The 17,669-nt window shown below is 70.8% G+C and carries 17 protein-coding genes; 2 read left to right on the top strand and 15 right to left on the bottom strand.

Going from position 1 to position 17,669, the window contains the following annotated elements; genetic code table 11:
* Nucleotides 1-111: 111 nt before the first annotated feature.
* From hisD to AB0H87_RS05940, 5 genes are read right to left on the bottom strand one after another with little or no spacing between them, the layout of a single operon-like run.
* The gene (gene hisD, locus AB0H87_RS05960; protein ID WP_360140343.1) at nucleotides 112-1,422 is read right to left on the bottom strand and encodes a histidinol dehydrogenase; all 1,311 of its coding nucleotides are present in this window, start codon (nucleotides 1,420-1,422) and stop codon (nucleotides 112-114) included.
* Between the two features lie 21 nt (nucleotides 1,423-1,443).
* Complete coding sequence (locus AB0H87_RS05955; protein ID WP_360140340.1) at nucleotides 1,444-2,286, bottom strand: PIG-L deacetylase family protein; 843 nt, start codon at nucleotides 2,284-2,286, stop codon at nucleotides 1,444-1,446.
* A 36-nt stretch (nucleotides 2,287-2,322) separates the two neighbouring features.
* A complete protein-coding gene (locus tag AB0H87_RS05950; protein WP_360140337.1) occupies nucleotides 2,323-3,408 on the bottom strand; it encodes an alanine racemase in 1,086 nt (361 codons plus the stop codon).
* Nucleotides 3,405-4,238, bottom strand: coding sequence for an amidohydrolase family protein (locus AB0H87_RS05945; protein WP_360140334.1), 834 nt, complete (start codon nucleotides 4,236-4,238; stop codon nucleotides 3,405-3,407). The genes AB0H87_RS05950 and AB0H87_RS05945 overlap by 4 nt, the downstream gene beginning before the upstream one ends.
* On the bottom strand, nucleotides 4,235-5,806 hold the full coding sequence (locus AB0H87_RS05940) for a D-aminoacylase (RefSeq protein ID WP_360140331.1): 1,572 nt from the start codon (nucleotides 5,804-5,806) through the stop codon (nucleotides 4,235-4,237). The genes AB0H87_RS05945 and AB0H87_RS05940 overlap by 4 nt, the downstream gene beginning before the upstream one ends.
* Nucleotides 5,807-5,840: 34 nt before the next feature.
* Between AB0H87_RS05940 and AB0H87_RS05935 the strand changes: the two genes are divergently transcribed.
* Complete coding sequence (locus tag AB0H87_RS05935) at nucleotides 5,841-6,218, top strand: RidA family protein (RefSeq protein ID WP_360140328.1); 378 nt, start codon at nucleotides 5,841-5,843, stop codon at nucleotides 6,216-6,218.
* 5 nt (nucleotides 6,219-6,223) lie between these two features.
* On the opposite strand, the gene AB0H87_RS05930 is transcribed toward AB0H87_RS05935, so the two are convergent.
* From AB0H87_RS05930 to AB0H87_RS05890, 9 genes are all read right to left on the bottom strand, one after another.
* Entirely contained in the window at nucleotides 6,224-7,075 is an 852-nt protein-coding gene (locus tag AB0H87_RS05930; RefSeq protein ID WP_360140325.1) for an IclR family transcriptional regulator, read from the bottom strand.
* An 11-nt stretch (nucleotides 7,076-7,086) separates the two neighbouring features.
* Entirely contained in the window at nucleotides 7,087-8,082 is a 996-nt protein-coding gene (locus AB0H87_RS05925; protein WP_360140322.1) for an oligopeptide/dipeptide ABC transporter ATP-binding protein, read from the bottom strand.
* Nucleotides 8,079-9,104 carry an ABC transporter ATP-binding protein gene (locus AB0H87_RS05920; protein WP_360140319.1) on the bottom strand — a complete coding sequence of 342 codons (1,026 nt, stop codon included), beginning with the start codon at nucleotides 9,102-9,104 and terminating at the stop codon, nucleotides 8,079-8,081. Before AB0H87_RS05920 ends, AB0H87_RS05925 begins: the two co-directional genes overlap by 4 nt.
* Nucleotides 9,105-9,137: 33 nt before the next feature.
* The gene (locus AB0H87_RS05915; RefSeq protein WP_360140316.1) at nucleotides 9,138-10,016 is read right to left on the bottom strand and encodes an ABC transporter permease; all 879 of its coding nucleotides are present in this window, start codon (nucleotides 10,014-10,016) and stop codon (nucleotides 9,138-9,140) included.
* Nucleotides 10,013-10,972: an ABC transporter permease gene (locus AB0H87_RS05910; protein WP_360140313.1), complete on the bottom strand. Its 960-nt coding sequence runs from the start codon at nucleotides 10,970-10,972 to the stop codon at nucleotides 10,013-10,015. Before AB0H87_RS05910 ends, AB0H87_RS05915 begins: the two co-directional genes overlap by 4 nt.
* 74 nt (nucleotides 10,973-11,046) lie before the next feature.
* Nucleotides 11,047-12,660: an ABC transporter substrate-binding protein gene (locus tag AB0H87_RS05905; protein ID WP_360140310.1), complete on the bottom strand. Its 1,614-nt coding sequence runs from the start codon at nucleotides 12,658-12,660 to the stop codon at nucleotides 11,047-11,049.
* 30 nt (nucleotides 12,661-12,690) lie between these two features.
* Complete coding sequence (locus tag AB0H87_RS05900) at nucleotides 12,691-13,533, bottom strand: fumarylacetoacetate hydrolase family protein (protein ID WP_360140307.1); 843 nt, start codon at nucleotides 13,531-13,533, stop codon at nucleotides 12,691-12,693.
* A 6-nt stretch (nucleotides 13,534-13,539) separates the two neighbouring features.
* Nucleotides 13,540-14,412, bottom strand: a complete 873-nt coding sequence (locus AB0H87_RS05895; protein ID WP_360140304.1) for a Gfo/Idh/MocA family oxidoreductase — start codon at nucleotides 14,410-14,412, stop codon at nucleotides 13,540-13,542.
* On the bottom strand, nucleotides 14,409-15,401 hold the full coding sequence (locus tag AB0H87_RS05890; RefSeq protein ID WP_360140301.1) for a Gfo/Idh/MocA family oxidoreductase: 993 nt from the start codon (nucleotides 15,399-15,401) through the stop codon (nucleotides 14,409-14,411). Before AB0H87_RS05890 ends, AB0H87_RS05895 begins: the two co-directional genes overlap by 4 nt.
* Before the next feature lie 165 nt (nucleotides 15,402-15,566).
* Here AB0H87_RS05890 and AB0H87_RS05885 point away from each other — a divergent pair, with 165 nt between their 5' ends.
* Entirely contained in the window at nucleotides 15,567-16,880 is a 1,314-nt protein-coding gene (locus tag AB0H87_RS05885; protein ID WP_360140298.1) for an aspartate aminotransferase family protein, read from the top strand.
* Here AB0H87_RS05885 and AB0H87_RS05880 read toward each other — a convergent pair.
* Nucleotides 16,861-17,669: N,N-dimethylformamidase beta subunit family domain-containing protein (locus AB0H87_RS05880; protein ID WP_360140295.1), on the bottom strand; the 809-nt coding region annotated here is incomplete at its 5' end. The two genes, AB0H87_RS05885 and AB0H87_RS05880, sit on opposite strands and share 20 nt — an antisense overlap.

The raw sequence follows: 17,669 nt of genomic DNA, 5'->3' as shown, positions 1-17,669 counted from the left end.
ACAGGAAGGGTGACGGGACAGGACGACACCGGATCGGCGTCGGTGGCTGAGTAGTGCCCGTCAGAACGTCATGCGTCAAGCTTCGGTGACCGCCTCCCCGGCGGCAACCGATTAAAGCCCGGGCGGCGCCCAGGGAAGCGGGTCACCGGCGTACTTGTGGGCGCGGACGTCGCCCGAGCGGGCGTGGCCCTCGAACAGCTCCACCCGGGCCGCGCGGCCGCACAGCCGGCCCAGTTCCACGCTGGCCTCGCGGCTCGTGACCTCCTGGTACGTCACCGTTTTCAGGTACTTGCCCACCCACAGGCCGCCCGTGTAGCGGGCCGCTCCGCGGGTCGGCAGCGTGTGGTTCGTGCCGATCACCTTGTCGCCGTAGGAGACGCAGGTGCCCTCGCCCAGGAACAGCGCGCCGTAGTTGCGCATCCCGGTCAGGGCGTCCCGCGGCGACGACGTCAGCACCTGCACATGTTCGGCGGCGTAGGAGTCCGCCAGCGCGTACGCCTCCGCCAGGTCGGCGACGACCGCCACCTCGCCGTGATCCCGCCAGGCCGGGCCCGCGTAGTCGCGGGTCGGCATGTCGACGAGGATCTCGTCGACCAACTCCAGCACGCGGCGGGCCAGCGGCTCGGAGTCCGTGATCAGGATGGCCGGCGAGTCGGGGCCGTGTTCCGCCTGGCTGAGCAGGTCCACCGCGACCACGAACGGGTCGGCCTCGCCGTCCGCCACGATCAGGATCTCCGTCGGGCCCGCGAACAGGTCGATGCCGACCTCGCCGAAGAGCTGCCGCTTGGCCTCCGCGACGTAGGCGTTGCCCGGGCCGGCCAGCAGGTCGACCTTGCCGATCGTCTCGGTGCCCAGCGCCATCGCGGCCACCGCCTGCGTGCCGCCCAGCAGGTAGATCTCGTCGGCACCGGCCAGGTGCAGCGCGGCGATCGTCGCGGCGGGGATCTCGCCGTGGATCGGCGGCGTGCACGACGCGACCCGGTCGACGCCGGCCACCTTCGCCGTCACCACGGTCATGTGGGCCGAGGCCACCAACGGGTAGCGGCCACCGGGAACATAAGCGCCGGCCGCCGCTACCGGGATGTTCTTCTGACCGAGGAAGACCCCGGGCGAGACCTCCGCCTCGAAGTCGTGCAGTGACTCCTTCTGGCGCTGCGCGAAGTCGCGCACGCGGGCCTGCACCGTGCGGATGTCGGCGATCACCTGTGCGGGCACACCGGCCACGATCCGCTCGACGTCCTCGTCCGACAGCCGGAACGACTCAGGGGACCAGTTGTCGAACTTCTCGGAGTACTCCCGGACCGCCACGTCGCCGCGGGCGCGGACGTCCGCGATCACTCCCGCGACCGTCTCGCGTACACCCTGGGATCGGGCGTCGTCGTGGGTCGCCGGGGGTGCCGACTTGAGATAGCGCGCCGCCATGGCCACCAACCTCCAACAGATCTAGAGCGGGTACGTCGCCCGCAGGTCGAGCCGGCTGTACGTGATGTGCCGGGTCAGCACGTCCTCGTTGCGCGCGGCCTCGGTGACCGGCAGCAGCGTGTGGGTCTCGTTGTTGAGCCGGTAGAAGCCCTCGGCGAAGTTGACGCCCGCGACCCGGCCGCTCTCGCCGTTGTTGGCCTCGATCAGCTTGCGGGCGAACAGGCCGGAGTAGCCCTGGCTGTCGAAGCAGTCCATCGCCGCGACCTTCTTGCCGACCACGTCAGTGATGTCGACGTAGACGTCGTTGCGCAGGCCGTAGAGGCTCAGCCCGTCGCCGGCCATCACCGGCAGCGACGTGAAGAAGACCTGCTTCACGTGGAACTCCGACCGGCCGTCGAGGTTGCGCAGGAACATGCCGGCGCGACCGAGCGCGGCCAGCACGCTCACCGTCGCGACCGTGTGCATGTTGGCGGCCATCACCGGGTTGACCGGGTAGTCGCAGATGATCACGTCGGGCTGCTCGATCGCGAGCTGCTCCGCGACCTTGTCCACCACGTCCTCGCGGAGGGCGGCGTAGTTGTCGTCGAGCCCGAGCGTGATCACGCGGGAGATGCCGACGATCTCCGCGGCGCGCTCGAGCTCGCCTTTCTTGTGCGCCGCGATCGTGTCGAGGTCGGCGGAGACAATCGCGTCGTCAGGGTTGTCCTTGCGCCATTCCTCCGCATAGCGGTTGGCGTGCATCCGCCCGCCGTGCGTGAGGATCAGCGCGACCACCTCGTCGCCCGCGGCCGCGTGCCGGGCCAGGGTGCCGCCGCAGTTCGTGATCGTGTCCGCCGGGTGGGCGTAGATGGTCATCACCTTCATGGCAGCAAGCGAACGTGAAATGCCGTTCCATGTCAATCAGTAGCGGGCTGAGATGTCCCACCGTTCGACGGCCACGTCGCCCCGCACGGCGTACAGGTGGCTCCACATGTTGCTGGTGCCGCACGCATGGTTGGGCACGAGCCGCACGAGATCGCCGACCGCCAGGTCGCCGACGGGGTCGTGCAGGAAACCGTGCTCCTCGTTGGCCTCCACGAAGGTGACGCCGGGCCGGTCGAGCACCAGGCCGACGGAGCCCGCGAGCGCGATCGCGTCGGAGCTCATCGCCTTGATGCCGGCGTCGATGATCGGCCGCCCGGCCCGCTGCACCGACGCGACCCGCGCGAGCACGGTCTGCGCGCATTGGTCGAGAGTGCAGCTGCCGACCCTGGTCTGGTTGGCGTCGAAGTACACGTAGGTGCCCGGTCGCCCTTCGGTGATTCCGGGAACGAACGGCGTGGAGGTGGCACCCGGGGTCGAGCCGACGGAGACCACGTCGACCTGATGGCCCGCGGTGCGCAACTCGTCGGCGACGGACACGAGCAGCGTGCCCGCCGCGGTGCCGGCCCGTTCCAGCGCGGGGCGGTCGGGTTCCCCGGAGACGTGCCCCTCGTGGGTCAGCACGCCACGCAGGCGCAGGCCCGGCAGGGCCGCGATCGCTTCGGCCGTGGCGACCGCCGACGACGGTTCCACGCCGAGCCGGGCGTGGCCGGTGTTGACCTCGAGCACGAACGGCACGGTCACGCCGGCCGCCGCCGCCGCTGCGGACAGCGGCCGCGCCGCCTCGACCGAGTCGAGCGAGACCGTGAGCCCGCCGCCGTGCTGGGCGATCGCGTCGACGACGAACGCCACCTTGCGTGGCCCGATCGGGATGTGCGCCCAGAGCAGGTCCGCGACGCCGTGACTCTGCAGCCAGGCCACCTCGGCCGCGGTCGAGCAGGTGAAGCCGATCGCGCCGGCGTCGAGCTGGCGGCGGGCCACCTCCCAGCACTTCGAGGTCTTCACGTGGGGGCGCAGCGCCACGCCGGCCGCCGCGAACGCGCCGGCCATGGCGGCGATGTTCCGCTCCAGCCGGTCGAGGTCGACCAGCAGCGCGGGGGTCGGCAGCTCGGACAGCGGGATCATGCCAACCCCAACGCGGTACGCGGGTCGCCGTCGAGCAGCCACTCGATGGTCTCGGGCTTGATGGCCGGCAACCCCTCCGGGCGCATGTCGGCCAGTGACCGGAGTCCGGCGACCGCTTCCGCGGGCGTCCACATCGGAAAGTCCGAGCCGAACAGCAGCTTCTGCGTGACGCCCCACTCCTGCGCCCGGACGAGCGCCATGAACCCGTCCAGCGGCCGGGCCCACGAGGCCGACACGTCACCGAACACGTTGCGGCTCTTGCGCAGCACCACGATCGTCTCGCGCTGCCACGGATGGCCGAGGTGGGCGATGATCTGCTTCAGCTCCGGGTGGCGGCGGGCGACGTCGTCGACCAGCAGCGGGTTGGTCAGCTCCAGCCGCCCTTCGGGGCTCGGGGTGGTGCCCATGTGCCAGAGCACGATCAGGCCGGCCTCGGTCGCCGCCTTGAAGAACGGGTCGTGCGCCTCGTCCCGCGGGTCGAAGTGGGCCAGCACCGGGTAGAGCTTGATGCCGCGCAGGCCGCGGGCGATGCCGTCGGCGAGCTGGTCCATGACGTCGGCGTCGGAGAGGTCGAGGGCCATGAAGCCGACCGTGTGGGTCGACGTCTCGGCGCAGAACCGCTCGACGTACTCGTTGGGCGTGATCACGCCGGCCCGGGTGGCCCGCATGCCGAACACGAAGGCCAGGTCGACACCGGCCGCCGCCATCGCCTCGTCGTACTGCTCGGGCGTGCGGTCGGCGTACTCGTGGCCGTAGACGGGCTGCCAGTTGCGGTGCCACTCGCAGCCCCAGTGCTCGGCGAGATGGCAGTGGGTGTGTACGTCGATCATGCGCTACCTCTCAGAACGTGCCCTGCTCGGACGCCCGTGTGCGTGGCACCGTCGACGGCGACCGCGCCGTTGACGAGCACCAGGTCGATCCCCGCGGCGAACTGGTGCGGCGCGGTGAAGGTAGCCCGGTCGGCCAGCCGGTCCGGGTCGAAGACCACGACGTCGGCCGGCGCGCCCACCCGCAGCAACCCGCGGTCGCGCAGCCCGACCCGGGCCGCCGGCGCCGACGTGCAGCGGCGCACGGCGTCCGGCAGGTCGGCGCCGTACCACCGCAGATAGCGCGGGAAGGTGCCGTAGCAGCGCGGATGCGGCACGCCCGCACCGGTCACGCCGTCCGGGTCGAGCGCGAGACCGTCGGAGGCCACCACGGCGGCCGGGTGGGTCAGCACCGCGCGCAGATCGTCCTCGCTGCGGCCGCCCGCGGTCATCAGCACCCCGTTGCCGAGCGCGGCCAGCAGGTCGAGGACGACCTCGGGCCCGTCGACGCCGGCTGCCGCCGCCAGGTCGGCGACCGTCTGCCCGACCACCGGGTCCGGCGCCGGCCGGCTGGTCCAGCTCACCGTGATCTCGTCCCAGCCGTTCGGGCGGTCGGCCCAGGCTTTCCGGACCTCGGCCCGCACGGCCGGGTCGGCCAGCCGGCCCGCCCAGACCGCGGGCCCGCCCTCCTGGACGTGCGCCGGCAGCAGTTGCGAGAGCGGCGCGTTGCCGTGCAGGTAGGGGTAGATGTCCACGCCGACGTCGAAGCCGTCCGCGTTGGCCGCCCCGATCAGGTCGAGGGCCCGGCGCACCGCGCCCCAGTTGCGGCGCCCGACCGCGGCGAGGTGGGAGATCTGGGTACGCGCACCGGTCGCCCGGGCCACCCGGACCGCCTGGCTCACGGAGTCCAGCAGCTCGTCGTCGTAGTTACGGACGTGCCAGGTGAAGATCCGGTCCCGGCCGGCGACCACCTCGGCGAGCGCGATCAGCTCGTCCTCGCGGACATACGGCAACGGCGCGTAGACCAGCCCGGTGGACAGCCCGACCGCGCCCGCGTCGAGCGCGTCGCCGAGCAGCCCGCACATCAGCTCGACCTCGGCGAAGTCGGCCGGCCGGTCGGTGAAGCCGACCACCGAGGCGTGCAGCGCCAGGTGGCCGACCAGGGTCGCCACGTTGACGCCTGGCCCCGCCGCGACCAGTGCCGCGAGATAGCCGTCCAGGTCCGCCCAGCTCCAGGACACCCCCGGGTCGAGGTCGAGGTAGGCGACCGCCTGCCGGATCGGCTCGACCGGCGCGCCCGCGGCCAGCGGCGCCACGCCCAGGCCGCAGTTGCCGACGACCTCGGTGGTCACGCCCTGGTGCACCTTGCTCAGCCCGCGCGGGTCCGAGAGCAGGGTGAGATCGGAGTGGGTGTGGATGTCGACGAAGCCCGGGCAGACCACGCGGCCGGCGACGTCGCGCACCCGCGGCGCGGACAGGCCGGTGCCGACGGCCGCGATCACGCCGTCACGCACGAGCACGTCGGCGCGGAACCCGGGCGCGCCCGAGCCGTCGACCACCAGCCCGCCGGCGAGCAGCAGATCGTCAGGCATGGGCAGCTCGCATGGAATGTGGTTCCATGTGCGCATGATCGAGAGGTTCCACCCCGAGGGGTTCCCCACTCCGCCCGTGCCGCTCTCCTCCGCCACCAAGGCGGGCGGCTTCGTCTTCGTCTCCGGTCAGGTCGCCACCGACCGCGACGGCAAGGTCTTCCTCGGCGACTTCGCCCGTGAGGTCGAGGACACATTGGACAACGTCGAGGCGTGCCTGGCCGCGGCCGGCGCCCGACCCGACCAGATCGTCAAGATCGGCGCGTTCCTGTCCAACGCCACCCTGTTCGCGCCGTTCAACGAGATCTACCGCCGCCGCTTCCCGTCGGCGCCGCCGGCGCGTACGACCGTGGTGGTCGCGTTCGGCCACCCCGACGTGCGCGTCGAGATCGAGGCCATCGCCTACGTGGGCTAGCGGGCTCATGGCCGGCCGGCGACCCGGAGGGAACGGTGCACGATCCGCAGCGCCGTGACGAAGTCCGGGTCGTCGGTCACCGCCTTGGCCACCTCGTCGAGGGCGGCCACGTACGCCTGCTGCTTGGCGGCGCTGAACTCACCGGCGGGCCCGGAGACGCTGACCGCGGCCAGGCAGTCGCCGTCGACCCGCACCGGCACCGCGACGCAGCGCAGGCCGACGCTGCGCTCGTTGTCGTCGAGCGCGAAGCCCCGCCGGGCCACCTTCTTCAGGTCCTTGCGCAGGTCGGCCAGCGTGGTCAGGGTGTTCTCGGTGAACGCCGGGAACGGCTCAGCCGGCACGGTCGCGGGGACCTGGTCGTCGGGCAGCTCCGAGAGGAGCACCTTGCCCAGCCCGGTGGCGTACGTGTGGTCCCGGGCGCCGAGCGCCGTGGTGAACCGCAGCGGCCGGTCCGGCTCGGCGACGCAGATGTGCAGCACCTGGTCGCCGTCGAGGACGCCGAGGTTGGCGGTCTGCCCGGTGCGCGTGGCCACCGGCTGGAGATAGCGCTCGGCCACCACGGTGAGGTCCAGGGTGGACACGTACGCCGCGGCCAGCCGTTGGACCTTGTGGCCGAGCCGGTACGACGGCCGGTCGTCAACCCGGACGAGGTATTCCATCTCGGACAGTACCGCCAGGAGTCGCACGAGTGTGCTCTTCGGCAGCGCGGTGGCGTCGCTGAACTCGGTGAGCGTCAGCGGCTCCGGCGCGGCGGCCAGCATCTCCAGCAGCGCGAGGCCGCGGGCGAGCGCGTTGGCGTGGTAGTTGGCCGACGCCGGCTTGGCGTCGTCGACGGAGGTGCGGGGTGCTCTCGGCATTGTGGACTCTCCTACGCGCCGCCGACGGTGGCTGGAACCTCGGGAAAGTGGCATGCGCTGGCATGCCCGACGCCGATCCGGTCGATCAGCGCGGGTGCTTCCTGCGCGCACACATCCTGAGCCTTCCAGCACCGCGTGCGGAACCGACAACCGGTCGGTGGGTTACTCGGACTGGGTACGTCTCCGGCCAGCGTGATCCGTTCACGCTCGTCCCGGCCGGCCGGATCGGGGACCGGGATCGCCGACAGCAGCGCCTGGGTGTACGGGTGGGTGGGTGCGGTGAAGATGTCGGCGCGCGTACCGGTCTCCACGATGGAGCCCAGGTACATCACCGCGACCCGGTGCGAGATGTGCCGCACGACCGAGAGGTTGTGCGAGATGAACACGTACGCGAGCCCGAGCCGGTCCTGCAGGGCACGCAGCTGGTTGATCACCTGCGCCTGCACGGAGACGTCGAGCGCGCTGACCGGCTCGTCGAGCACCAGCAGCCGGGGGTCGAGGGCGAGCGCCCGGGCGAGCCCGATCCGCTGCCGCTGGCCACCGGAGAACTCGTGGGCGTAGCGCCGCGCGTGCTCCGGCCGCAACCCGACCAGCTCCAGCAGCTCACGGACGCGATCGGCGCCCCCGTCGCCGTAGCGGCCCTGCACCCGCAGCGGTTCCGCGACGATCTCGTGGACGGTCATCCGCGGCGACAGCGACGCGTACGGGTCCTGGAACATGATCTGGAAGGACTGCCGCTTGGCCCGCAGGTCGCGCTGGGAGAGCGTGGCCAGGTCAGCACCCTCGAAAAGGATCTTCCCGGCAGTCGGTTCCAGCAGTCGGACCAGCAGCCGCCCGGTGGTCGACTTGCCGCAGCCGGACTCCCCGACCAGGCTCAGCGTCTCGCCGGTGTCCAGCTCGAGGTCGACGCCGTCGACCGCGCGGATCTCACCGACCTGCCGCCGGAACACCCCGCGCCGGATCGGGAAGTGCTTGTGGAGCCCCTCCACCTTCAACAGGCTCGTCATGCCAGCTCCTCGTGGAAGTGACAGGCGCTGCTCCGCCCGGGGCCGATCTCGATCAGCGGGGGGCGCTGCGTCTCGCAGCGGTCGCGGGCCAGGGGACAACGGGGATGGAACGCGCACCCCGCAGGCGGGTCCGCCATGTTGGGCGGGTTGCCGGGGATCGGGTCGAGCTGGTCGACGTCGACGTCCATGCGGGGCAGGCTGGCCAGGAGGCCCTTCGTGTACGGGTGCCGCGGCACCGCGAACAGCTCGTCCACCCGGCCGGTCTCGACGACGCGGCCGGCGTACATGACGACGACCCGGTCCGCCAGCTCGGCGACGATGCCGAGGTCGTGCGTGATCAGGATGGTCGCCGCGCCGGTCTCGGCCTGCGCCTTCTTGAGCAGCGCGAGTACCTGGGCCTGGATCGTCACGTCCAGGGCCGTGGTCGGCTCGTCCGCGATGATCAGGTCGGGGTCGTTGGCGATGGCCATCGCGATCATCGCGCGCTGCCGCATGCCGCCGGAGAACTCGTGCGGGTACTGCTTGACCCGCTGCGCCGGGTCCGGCACGCCGACGAGTCGGAGCAGCTCGACCGCGCGCTCCCAGGCGGCCTTCTTGTCAGGCTTGCGCTGATGCAGCAGCACCGCCTCGGCGACCTGGGCCCCGACCGTCATCACGGGGTTCAGCGCGGTCATCGGATCCTGGAAGATCATCCCGACCGGCCCGCCCCGGACCTTGCGCAACTGGGCGGCGGACATCGCCTGCAGGTCGGTGCCGCGGAACGCGATGGACTCGGCCTTGACCTCGGCCGACGTCGGCAGGAGCCGCAACACGGACATCGCGGTCACGGTCTTCCCGGACCCGGACTCGCCCACGATCGCGACAATCTCGCCGGTCCGCACGGCCAGACTCACATCGGTGACGGCGTGCACGACCCCGTCGTCGGTGTGAAAGTCGACGCTCAACCGCTCGATCCGCAACAACGGCCCCTGGCCCACGCCTTCGCCGGCGGCAGGCTCGCGAGTCAACATCCGCTCAGTCATGACACCCACCTCGCTCGTGCACCATCCGCGCGGTCACGACGCCGACCTCGGGTCCACGGCGTCGCGGAGGCCGTCGCCGATGAAGTTGACCGCGAGGACCGTCAGGGCGACCGCGATGCCAGGTGACAGCCACAGCCACGGCTCGCTGCGGATCACCGTGAGGCTCTGGGCGTCCGTCAGCATGTTGCCCCAGCTCGCCGCCGGCGGTTGCACGCCCAGGCCAAGGAACGACAACGTCGCTTCCAGGGCGATCGCCTGTGCCACCGCCAGCGTCGCCACCACGCTCACCGGGGGCAGCGCCGCCGGGATGATGTGCTTGCGCATCAGCCACAGTGGACCCGCGCCGGTCGCGCGGGCCGCCAGGACGAACTCCTGCTCCCGCAGCGAGAGCGTCACGCCCCGGACGATCCGGCCGCAGACCGGCCACTGGAACAACCCGATCGCGATCACCATCGTGAGGACACTGGGGCCGAGGATGCCGGCCACCACGACGATCACGACCAGCGAAGGGAACGACATGAACACGTCGGCCAGGCGCATCACCAGGCCGTCGACCCAGCCGCCCAGCAGGCCGGCGATGCTGCCCAGCAGCGTGCCGACGACCACCGCGATCGCCGCCGAGGCGATGCCGACGCCCAGCGAGATGCGGCCCGCGAACAGCAGCCGCGAGAGGACGTCGCGGCCGGTCGAGTCCGTGCCCAGCAGGTGGGCGCCCGACGGGCCCGAGCGGGCGTTGAGCAGGTCGATCGCGTTCGGGTCGTGCCCGGACAGCGGCCGCGCGAAGATGGCGGCGAGCACAACCAGGGCGATGAACACCAGGCTGACCAGGGCCGCGGGGTGGCGGCGGAACCGCCGCAGGGCGGCCCGGGCCGGCGAGCGGCCGGCGGCGGCCGGCGCGGCGACAGCGGTCATCGCAGCCTCACTCTCGGGTCGACGACGGTGTAGAGCACGTCGGCCAGCAGGTTCGAGATCAGCACGAGGATCGCGATCAGCAGCGCGAAGCCGACGATCACCGAGTAGTCGTGCTGGTTGACCGAGCTGACCGCGAGCTGGCCCATGCCCGGCCAGGCGAACACCTGCTCGATGACCACCGCGCCGGCCAGCAACTGCGGCAGGTTGGCGGCGATCACGGTGAGCACCGGGATCAGCGAGTTGCGGAACGCGTGCCGCAGCACGACGCGCCGCGGTGGCGCGCCCTTCGCGTTGGCGGTGCGCACGTAGTCGGCGCCGAGCTCGGTGATCATGCTGCTGCGCACGTACCGCATGAATGGTCCCGAGTTGCCGAAGCCGAGGATCACCGCGGGCAGGACCAGGTGGTGCAGGGTGTTCAGCAGGCTCGGGTTCGTCGGGTCGGAGATGCCCGACGAGGGGAACCACTGGAACTTCAGCGTGAACACGTAGATCACGATCAGCGCCACGAAGAACACGGGGATGGACACGGAGCCGAGGCTGACCACCGCGGCACCGTAGTCGAGCCACGAGTTGCGGCGCCGGGCGGCCAGGATGCCGAGCGGGAACGCGATCAGCAGCGAGATCAGCAGCCCGACGCCCATCAGCTCGACGGTCGGGCCGATCCGCTCGCCGAGCACCTCGGTCACCGGGCGCCCGTTGAGCAGCGAGACGCCGAGGTTGCCCTGCAGGGCGTTGGTCAGCCAGTGCCAGTACTGCACGACCAGCGACTGGTCGAGCCCCAGCTCGGCCCGCTTCTGCGCGATGAAGTCCGCGCTGCCGGAGTTGAGCTGGTCGGCCGGGATCTGCATGGCGATCGGATCGCCGGGCGACTTGTGCACCAGCGCGAAGATCGCGATGGTGATCAGGAAGAACACCAACACGTTGATCGACAACCGCCGGACCAGAAATGCGGCCAACGCTCACTCCCTTCGTAGGCACGGACCGCGGTCGGGCCGGTCGCCGTTGACCTGCCCGACCGCGGTGCTGTGGGTCAGCCCGTGATGCTCCAGCTAGCCGGGTCCCAGAACAAGGTGTCCTGCGAACCCGGTGCCTGGAAGCCCTGCACCTTCTTGTTGACGCCCCAGAGACCGTACGGCGAGTAGAGCCACATCAGGTCGGCCTGCTCGTTCTCCAGCTTCGCCGCCTGGTCGTAGAGCGACTTGCGCTGCGCCTCGTCGGCCGTGGAGTTGGCGTCCGCCATCAGCTTGTCGAGCTGCGCGTTGCAGAAGTAGTTGATATTGCCACCCGCCGGGTACGCGTTGGCGCACGAGGTGATGGCGTTGATCGTCGACGAGTCGACCGCGTAGTTGCCGCCGCCGTAGAGCACCATGTCGTACGTCTTCTCGGCGTACGTCTTCGGAATCTCCGCGGCCTGGATGTTGACCAGCTTGACCTTCACGCCGACGGCGCCGAGCTGGTTCTGCACGATGGTCGCGGTTGCGTCCCGGTCCCGCTGGCCGTGCACCCACTGGAGCTGCACCTCGCGGTTCGGGTCCCAGCCGGCCTCGCTCAGCAGCTGCTTGGCCTTGTTGGCGTCCTGGGCGTACTCGTTGAGACCCGCCGGCTCGTTGGCCTTGGCGAAGTTCGAGAGCCGGACCTCGGCCTTGCCCGCGAGTACGGTCTGCACGACCTGCTTGCGGTCGAGCGCGTACAGGAACGCCTGGCGGACCTTGGCGTCCTTGAAGTAGGGCTTCGACTGGTTGAGCGCGATCCGCACGAAGCCGGCGCCCGGCTTCTCCTGCGTGGTCACGTTCTGGAAGCCCGCGACGGTCTCGAGGTCGGTCGGCGAGTACGACGCGATGTCGATGCCGCCGTTGCCGAGCTGCGCCGTGGCGTTGTCGGACGTCATCGGCTTGAGGTAGACGTCCTTGATCTTCGCCGGGTTGCGGTAGTTCGGGTTCGCCGTGACGTGCACGTACTGGTTCGTCTTGTACTCGACGAAGTTGTACGGGCCCATGCCGACGGTCGGCTTGCGGAAGAACTCGTTCTTCGCGACCGCCTCCGGGCTGTCCTTGCCGAGGATGTGCTCCGGCAGGATCCACACGGTGCCGATCAGCGCCAACAGGCCGAAGTTCGGCTTCGCGGCCTTGATGACGAACGTGTTGTCGTCGGGCGCGGAGAAGCCGGAGATGCTCGTGGCCTTGCCGTCGACGAAGTCCTTGACTCCCGCGACGGCCGCGTAGTTGCCGGCGGTGGAGCTCGTCGTCTTCGGGTCAGCCATCCGACTGTAGGTGAACAGCACGTCCTTGGACGTGAACGGCGTGCCGTCACTCCACTTGAGACCCGAGCGGAGCTTGAAGGTGAACGTCGTCGCGTCCGGCGAGACGTCGTAGCTCTCGGCCAGCCGGGTCTGCAGCTTGTAGCTCGGGTCGACGCCCAGCAGGCCCTCGTAGATGAAGGACATGACCTGGCCGTCGGCGCCGCTGATCGGAGCCATGGGGCTGAACACCCCGGCGGGCTCCTGGTAGAGGTAGATGTTGAGGGCCTTGTTGGCGGCCGTGCCGGTTCCGCCGCTGGAGTCGGTCGACGGCCCCGTGCACCCGGCGACCGCGAGAGTGGCGACCGTCAACCCGACGAGCGCCGTCCGTATCCGGTTTCTGAACATAGTGGACCTCTCAGTGGGGGCGGTCGCCTGCTAAGCGACCGTGTTGCGGAGTTGGCCCAGCTGACCGACGACGACGGTGATCACGTCGCCGGCCGTCAGGAAATCACCCGTCGCGGCGCCCACGCCGGACGGCGTACCGGTGAGGATCACGTCACCGGGTTCAAGGGTCATCAGTCGTGAGGAGTGCGCGATCAGCTCCGCCACGCTGAAGATCATGTCCTTTGTAGATCCGGATTGCTTCGTCACCCCGTTGACGTCGAGGTGAATGGAAAGGGCCTGCGGATCCGGCACCTCGTCAGCGGTGACCAGCCAGGGGCCGATCGGCGCGAAGCCGTCGAGCCACTTGCCGGCCAGCCAGTCGAAGAACCAGACCGCCTTGTCCTCGGTGTCGCGCGGGAAGCCGTAGTCGACCGTCCGTGCCGACACGTCGTTGGAGGTCATGTAACCCGCGACGACGTCGAGCGCGTCCGCGTCGGCGACGTCACGGCAGCGGCGGCCGATCACCACCGCGAGCTCGGCCTCCCAGTCGACCTCGGAGCTGACCGCCGGCATCGGGATGTCGGCGTCCGGTCCGACGATCGAGGTCGACGGCTTGAGGAACAGCCGCGGGCTCAGCCGCGACTTGTCCAAGGGCTCGCCGCCGGTCTCGGTCACGTGGTCCTGGTAGTTCGCCGCAGCGGCAAGCAGCTTGCCCGGGCGCAGCAGCGGTGCCAACAGCTCGACGTCGGCGAGCGCCACCTCGAGCCGCTCGGGACCGCGGTGCCCGTTGAGGTAGCCCTCCAGGTCACTGTCGCCGAGCTCGACCACCCGGTCGTCCTGCGTCAGCCGGCCGTGCCGCACCGCGCCGGCGCGGCGGTAGGTGACGAGTCGCATCGCCGTTCACTCCCCTGTCTCGACCGGCTGGCCGGTCTCCATCGACCGCTGCGCGGCCTCGATCACCCGCTGAGCCCGCACGGCGTCGGCCGGGCCCAGCGCCGCGCGGCCGGTCGCGATGCCCGCCGCGAGCACGTCGAGCAGCGCGTCGACGGTGCCCGGCCCGGTCCACACCGGACCGTTGCTGTCCGTCGTGCGGACCCGCAGCGCCGGCTTGAGCGCGTCGACCGCGAGCACACCGTGCGAGCCGCTGATCCGGTAGCGGTGCACGGCCAACCCGCCGGGCGGCAGGTCGCGCAGCGCCGGCACCCGACCGCAGACCACCGTGCTGGTCACGCCGTGCTCGTGGTCGAGCAGCAGGGTGACCAGGTCGGCCGCGCCGGTGGCGTGCACCCGGCGGACCTCCAGGCCCAGCAGGGCGTGCAGGACATCGACCGGGTAGAGGCCGAAGTTGACCAGCTCACCGGTCGGCGCCGGGTCGCCGCCCGCGACGACGAAGTCGCACTGGACGTTCCACGGCAGGCCGACCCGGCCCGCCCGGACCGCGCCGATCACCGACCGCAGGGCCGCGTTGAACCGCTGGTGGTGTGCGGGCACGACGACCACGCCGTGCTCGGCGGCGAGCCGGTCGATCTCGGTCGCCTCGGCCAGCGTCGCCGCGAGCGGCTTGTCGGCCAGCACGTGCTTGCCGGCCCGGATCGCGTCGGCGATCACCTTGCCGCGCTCGGCGAGCGGCACCGCGATGCTCAGCACCTCGGCCTGGTCGGGGTCGTCGACCAGCTCGAACCTCGGGTGCCGCGCGAACGCCGGCGCGTACATGGAGCTCTGGTGGTCCTGGGTGCCGATGCCGCCGTTGCCGACCAGCGCCACGCGCGTCATGCCGTCACCGCCACCGGCTGACCGGTCGCGATCGACTCCTCGACCGCGACACCGAGGGCCACGGCCCGAACCGCGTCGGCCACCGGCATCGCCGCCGGTGCCCCGCCGATCGCGTCGAGCCAGGCGCCGAGCTGGGCGGCGAACCCGTTGCCGCCCGCCGCCGGCAGGGTCGCCGTGCCGGCCTCGCCGAAGACCAGGGCGGACTCGCCGTCCCAGCCCTGCTCGACGATCCCGGCGGTGCCGGCGACCAGCAGTTCGCGCTGGGCGATCGAGCCGGGCCGGTGCGCCCGGCTCATCTCGCAGATCGCCGTCGCTCCGTCGGCGTAGGTCACCACCATCTCCAGGTAGTCGTAGATGCGCAGTTCCGCGGCGGTCTGCTTGCGGCCGCGGGCGTACACGCCGGTCGGTTCGCCGCCGAGCCACCAGGTGGCCAGATCCAGCAGGTGTACGCCGTTGTGCAGCGCGTGCCCGCCGGAGCGGACCGGGTCGCCGACCCAGGCGCTCCAGTCCGGCCAGATCCAGCCGCCGAGGATCGCCAGCCGGACCAGCTTCGGTTGCCCGATCGCGCCGGACTCGATGGTCTGTTTGACCGCCCGGCCGTAGTCGTAGAAGCGGTGCGTGTGCGCCGCGACCAGCACCCGGCCGGCCGCGTCGAACGCGTCCGCCAGCCGGCGCGCGTCGGCCAGCGTGGTGGCCAGCGGCTTCTCCACGAGCAGGTGCTTGCCGGCGGCGGCGACCGCGAGGCCGAGCGGTGCGTGCGTGTCGTTGGGGGTGCAGAGGATGACCGCGTCGACGCCCGGCCATTCGAGCGCGGTGTCCAGGTCGGGCGCGTGCCGGATGCCGCCCTGCTTGCGGGCGAACGACGACGCGCGGGCGGGATCGGCGTCGACGATGCCGACGAGTTCGGCCCGCGGGTCGGCGTCGATCGCACCGCTGTGCGCGTCGGCGATGAACCCGGCGCCCACGAGCACGATGCCGGTGCGATCCATCGGCGTGACCTCCCCAGGCACGGAACGATGTTTCATGTTCGGTCATCCTGTGGTCGGCGTGGAGCCGTGTCAAGGTCGCCCGGGGAAAACATGGAACGCCTTGCCATGTTGATGAGGGTTGTTCTAGCGTCGGCTCCGCCAGCCCAACTGGATACGAGGTCGCTCATGCCAACCGCTCCGTCGTCCCCCGAATCCCCGCGCGGGAAGGCCATCGCCGACGCCGCCGCCGCGGTCATCCCCGGCGGCGTCAACTCCTCGACGCGCTACATCGGCTCGCCCTACGCCTTCGTCGACGCCGACGGCGCCTACCTCACCGACGCCGACGGCCGGCGGTACCTGGATTACCACGCCGCGTTCGGCGCGATCCTGCTCGGACACAACGCACCGGTCGTCAACGACGCGATCCGCGGCGCGCTCGACGGCGTCGACCTGACCGGCATTGGCGTCACCGAAGGCGAGGTGCGGCTGGCGCAGCGGATCGTCGAGGTCATCCCGTCCGCCGAGTCGATGATCGCCACGATGAGCGGCTCGGAGGCGACCGCGCAGGCGATCCGGCTGGCCCGCGCCGTCACCGACCGCGACCTGATCATCAAGTTCCAGGGCGGGTTCCACGGCTGGCACGACGCGGTGGCCCGCAACGTCATCTCCAGCCCCGAGCGCGCGTACGGCCGGGACCCGCTCTCGAAGGGCATCCTGGACCAGGCGGTCGACGCCACCCTGATCGCCGAGTTCAACGACCTGGACTCGGTCGTCGCGCTGTTCGACGCGCACCGGGACCGGATCGCCGCCGTCATCCTCGAACCGATCCCGCACAACGTCGGCGCGCTGCTGCCGACCCAGGAGTTCGTCGAGGGCCTGCGCAAGCTGACCGAGCAGCAGGGCGCGCTGCTCATCTTCGACGAGGTGATCACGGGCTTCCGGCACGCTCTGGGCGGCTACCAGCAGGTGATCGGCGTGAGCCCGGACCTGACCACGTTCGGCAAGGGGATGGCCAACGGCTTCCCGGTCGGCGGCGTCGCCGGGCGCCGAAACCTGATGGAGCACTTCAACGGCCAGACCGGCGACGTGCTGCTGGCCGGCACGTTCAACGGCAACGCGCTCGGTTGCGCCGCCGCCCTGGCCACCATCGACTACCTGGCCGGGCATCCGGACTTCTACACGCGTACACACGCCCTGGGCGAGCGGATGCGCGCCGGCCTGCGGGGCATCGTCGCGGAACTGGGCATCGAGGCCACGGTCGTGGGCTTCGGCGGCGTGTTCGCCGTCTACTTCCTGGCCGGCCCGGCCCTCGGCTACCGCGACCTGCTGCGCAACGACAACGAGGCGTACGTGGCCTTCCACCGCGGCATGACCGACCGGGGCTTCCTCATGCTCCCGATGGCCCTGAAGCGCAACCACATCTCGGGCTCGCACACCCAGGAGGAGGTCGACCGCACCCTGGAGGCCGCCCGCGAGGTGCTCAAGGAGCTGCGGGGCTAGGCGGGTCAGCCCGCTTGGCGAGTACGTGGTTGAGGAGATTCCGGGTGGCTTGCTGGATGCGGGGAGAGCGCAGCTGCGTGGCGTGGAGTGTGGCTGACCAGCCGAGCGAGCCGGCGGCGAAGACCCACGCGCCGGACGGCGCCTGGTAGAGGGTGGTGTGGTGCTGTCGCACCTCACCTTTGCGGTGGTATGGCGAGCTGGCCAGGATCGCGCTCTGGGTCGCTTCCGGCAACGGGACATCCGGCACGACCTGGTCGGCCTCGCCCCACACCACGTCGGGAATCTCGTCACCGTCCTGCGAACCCGTGCCAGCCCAGAACCAGTGGGCACTGTCCCGCACCACCAGCGGGGCGCGACCGTCGACGACACTGACGTACTGCGCACCGATCAGCTCCTGCTCGGGGCTCCCCGCCATCCGCCACTGGGTCATCAGCGGAACGGGTTTTCCAGGCCGCGGCCTGTCCTTGGTGCAGCTGATGACCCGATCATCGGGCCGCTTCGCCGAGACTCCGTACCGGACCCGCCAGTAGCAATTGTTGGCGCTCAGAAAGACAACGCTGGTCCCCCCATTCCGGGCCGCCACCACGGCCCGCCGCATCGCGACGGTCCAGTATTCGTCGTGGCCGCAGAAAATCACCGCCCGGTAATGGCCCGGGTCGACCCGGCCGTTATCCAGATCCTCGCTGGTGGCGTAGCTGACATCGTCACCGTGTTTCTCAGCCCACTGAACAAAACCGATGTCGTGCTCGACAAGATGGGGCAAACCGCTATCCCGAATCGGACGATCGT

Origin of the sequence: Asanoa sp. NPDC050611 (assembly GCF_040654855.1) — a bacterium.
Classification (GTDB): Bacteria; Actinomycetota; Actinomycetes; order Mycobacteriales; family Micromonosporaceae; genus Asanoa.
The sequence above is the reverse complement of the archived record's forward strand: the minus strand, read 5'-3'. Positions and strand labels throughout refer to the sequence as shown.

What these genes read in the sequence shown, in the direction of transcription:
- hisD (WP_360140343.1), bottom strand. Translation starts at nt 1,422, where the DNA reads ATGGCGGCGCGCTATCTCAAGTCGGCACCCCCGGCGACCCACGACGAC.
- AB0H87_RS05955 (WP_360140340.1), bottom strand. Translation starts at nt 2,286, where the DNA reads ATGAAGGTGATGACCATCTACGCCCACCCGGCGGACACGATCACGAAC.
- AB0H87_RS05950 (WP_360140337.1), bottom strand. Translation starts at nt 3,408, where the DNA reads ATGATCCCGCTGTCCGAGCTGCCGACCCCCGCGCTGCTGGTCGACCTC.
- AB0H87_RS05945 (WP_360140334.1), bottom strand. Translation starts at nt 4,238, where the DNA reads ATGATCGACGTACACACCCACTGCCATCTCGCCGAGCACTGGGGCTGC.
- AB0H87_RS05940 (WP_360140331.1), bottom strand. Translation starts at nt 5,806, where the DNA reads ATGCCTGACGATCTGCTGCTCGCCGGCGGGCTGGTGGTCGACGGCTCG.
- AB0H87_RS05935 (WP_360140328.1), top strand. Translation starts at nt 5,841, where the DNA reads ATGATCGAGAGGTTCCACCCCGAGGGGTTCCCCACTCCGCCCGTGCCG.
- AB0H87_RS05930 (WP_360140325.1), bottom strand. Translation starts at nt 7,075, where the DNA reads ATGCCGAGAGCACCCCGCACCTCCGTCGACGACGCCAAGCCGGCGTCG.
- AB0H87_RS05925 (WP_360140322.1), bottom strand. Translation starts at nt 8,082, where the DNA reads ATGACGAGCCTGTTGAAGGTGGAGGGGCTCCACAAGCACTTCCCGATC.
- AB0H87_RS05920 (WP_360140319.1), bottom strand. Translation starts at nt 9,104, where the DNA reads ATGACTGAGCGGATGTTGACTCGCGAGCCTGCCGCCGGCGAAGGCGTG.
- AB0H87_RS05915 (WP_360140316.1), bottom strand. Translation starts at nt 10,016, where the DNA reads ATGACCGCTGTCGCCGCGCCGGCCGCCGCCGGCCGCTCGCCGGCCCGG.
- AB0H87_RS05905 (WP_360140310.1), bottom strand. Translation starts at nt 12,660, where the DNA reads ATGTTCAGAAACCGGATACGGACGGCGCTCGTCGGGTTGACGGTCGCC.
- AB0H87_RS05900 (WP_360140307.1), bottom strand. Translation starts at nt 13,533, where the DNA reads ATGCGACTCGTCACCTACCGCCGCGCCGGCGCGGTGCGGCACGGCCGG.
- AB0H87_RS05895 (WP_360140304.1), bottom strand. Translation starts at nt 14,412, where the DNA reads ATGACGCGCGTGGCGCTGGTCGGCAACGGCGGCATCGGCACCCAGGAC.
- AB0H87_RS05890 (WP_360140301.1), bottom strand. Translation starts at nt 15,401, where the DNA reads ATGGATCGCACCGGCATCGTGCTCGTGGGCGCCGGGTTCATCGCCGAC.
- AB0H87_RS05885 (WP_360140298.1), top strand. Translation starts at nt 15,567, where the DNA reads ATGCCAACCGCTCCGTCGTCCCCCGAATCCCCGCGCGGGAAGGCCATC.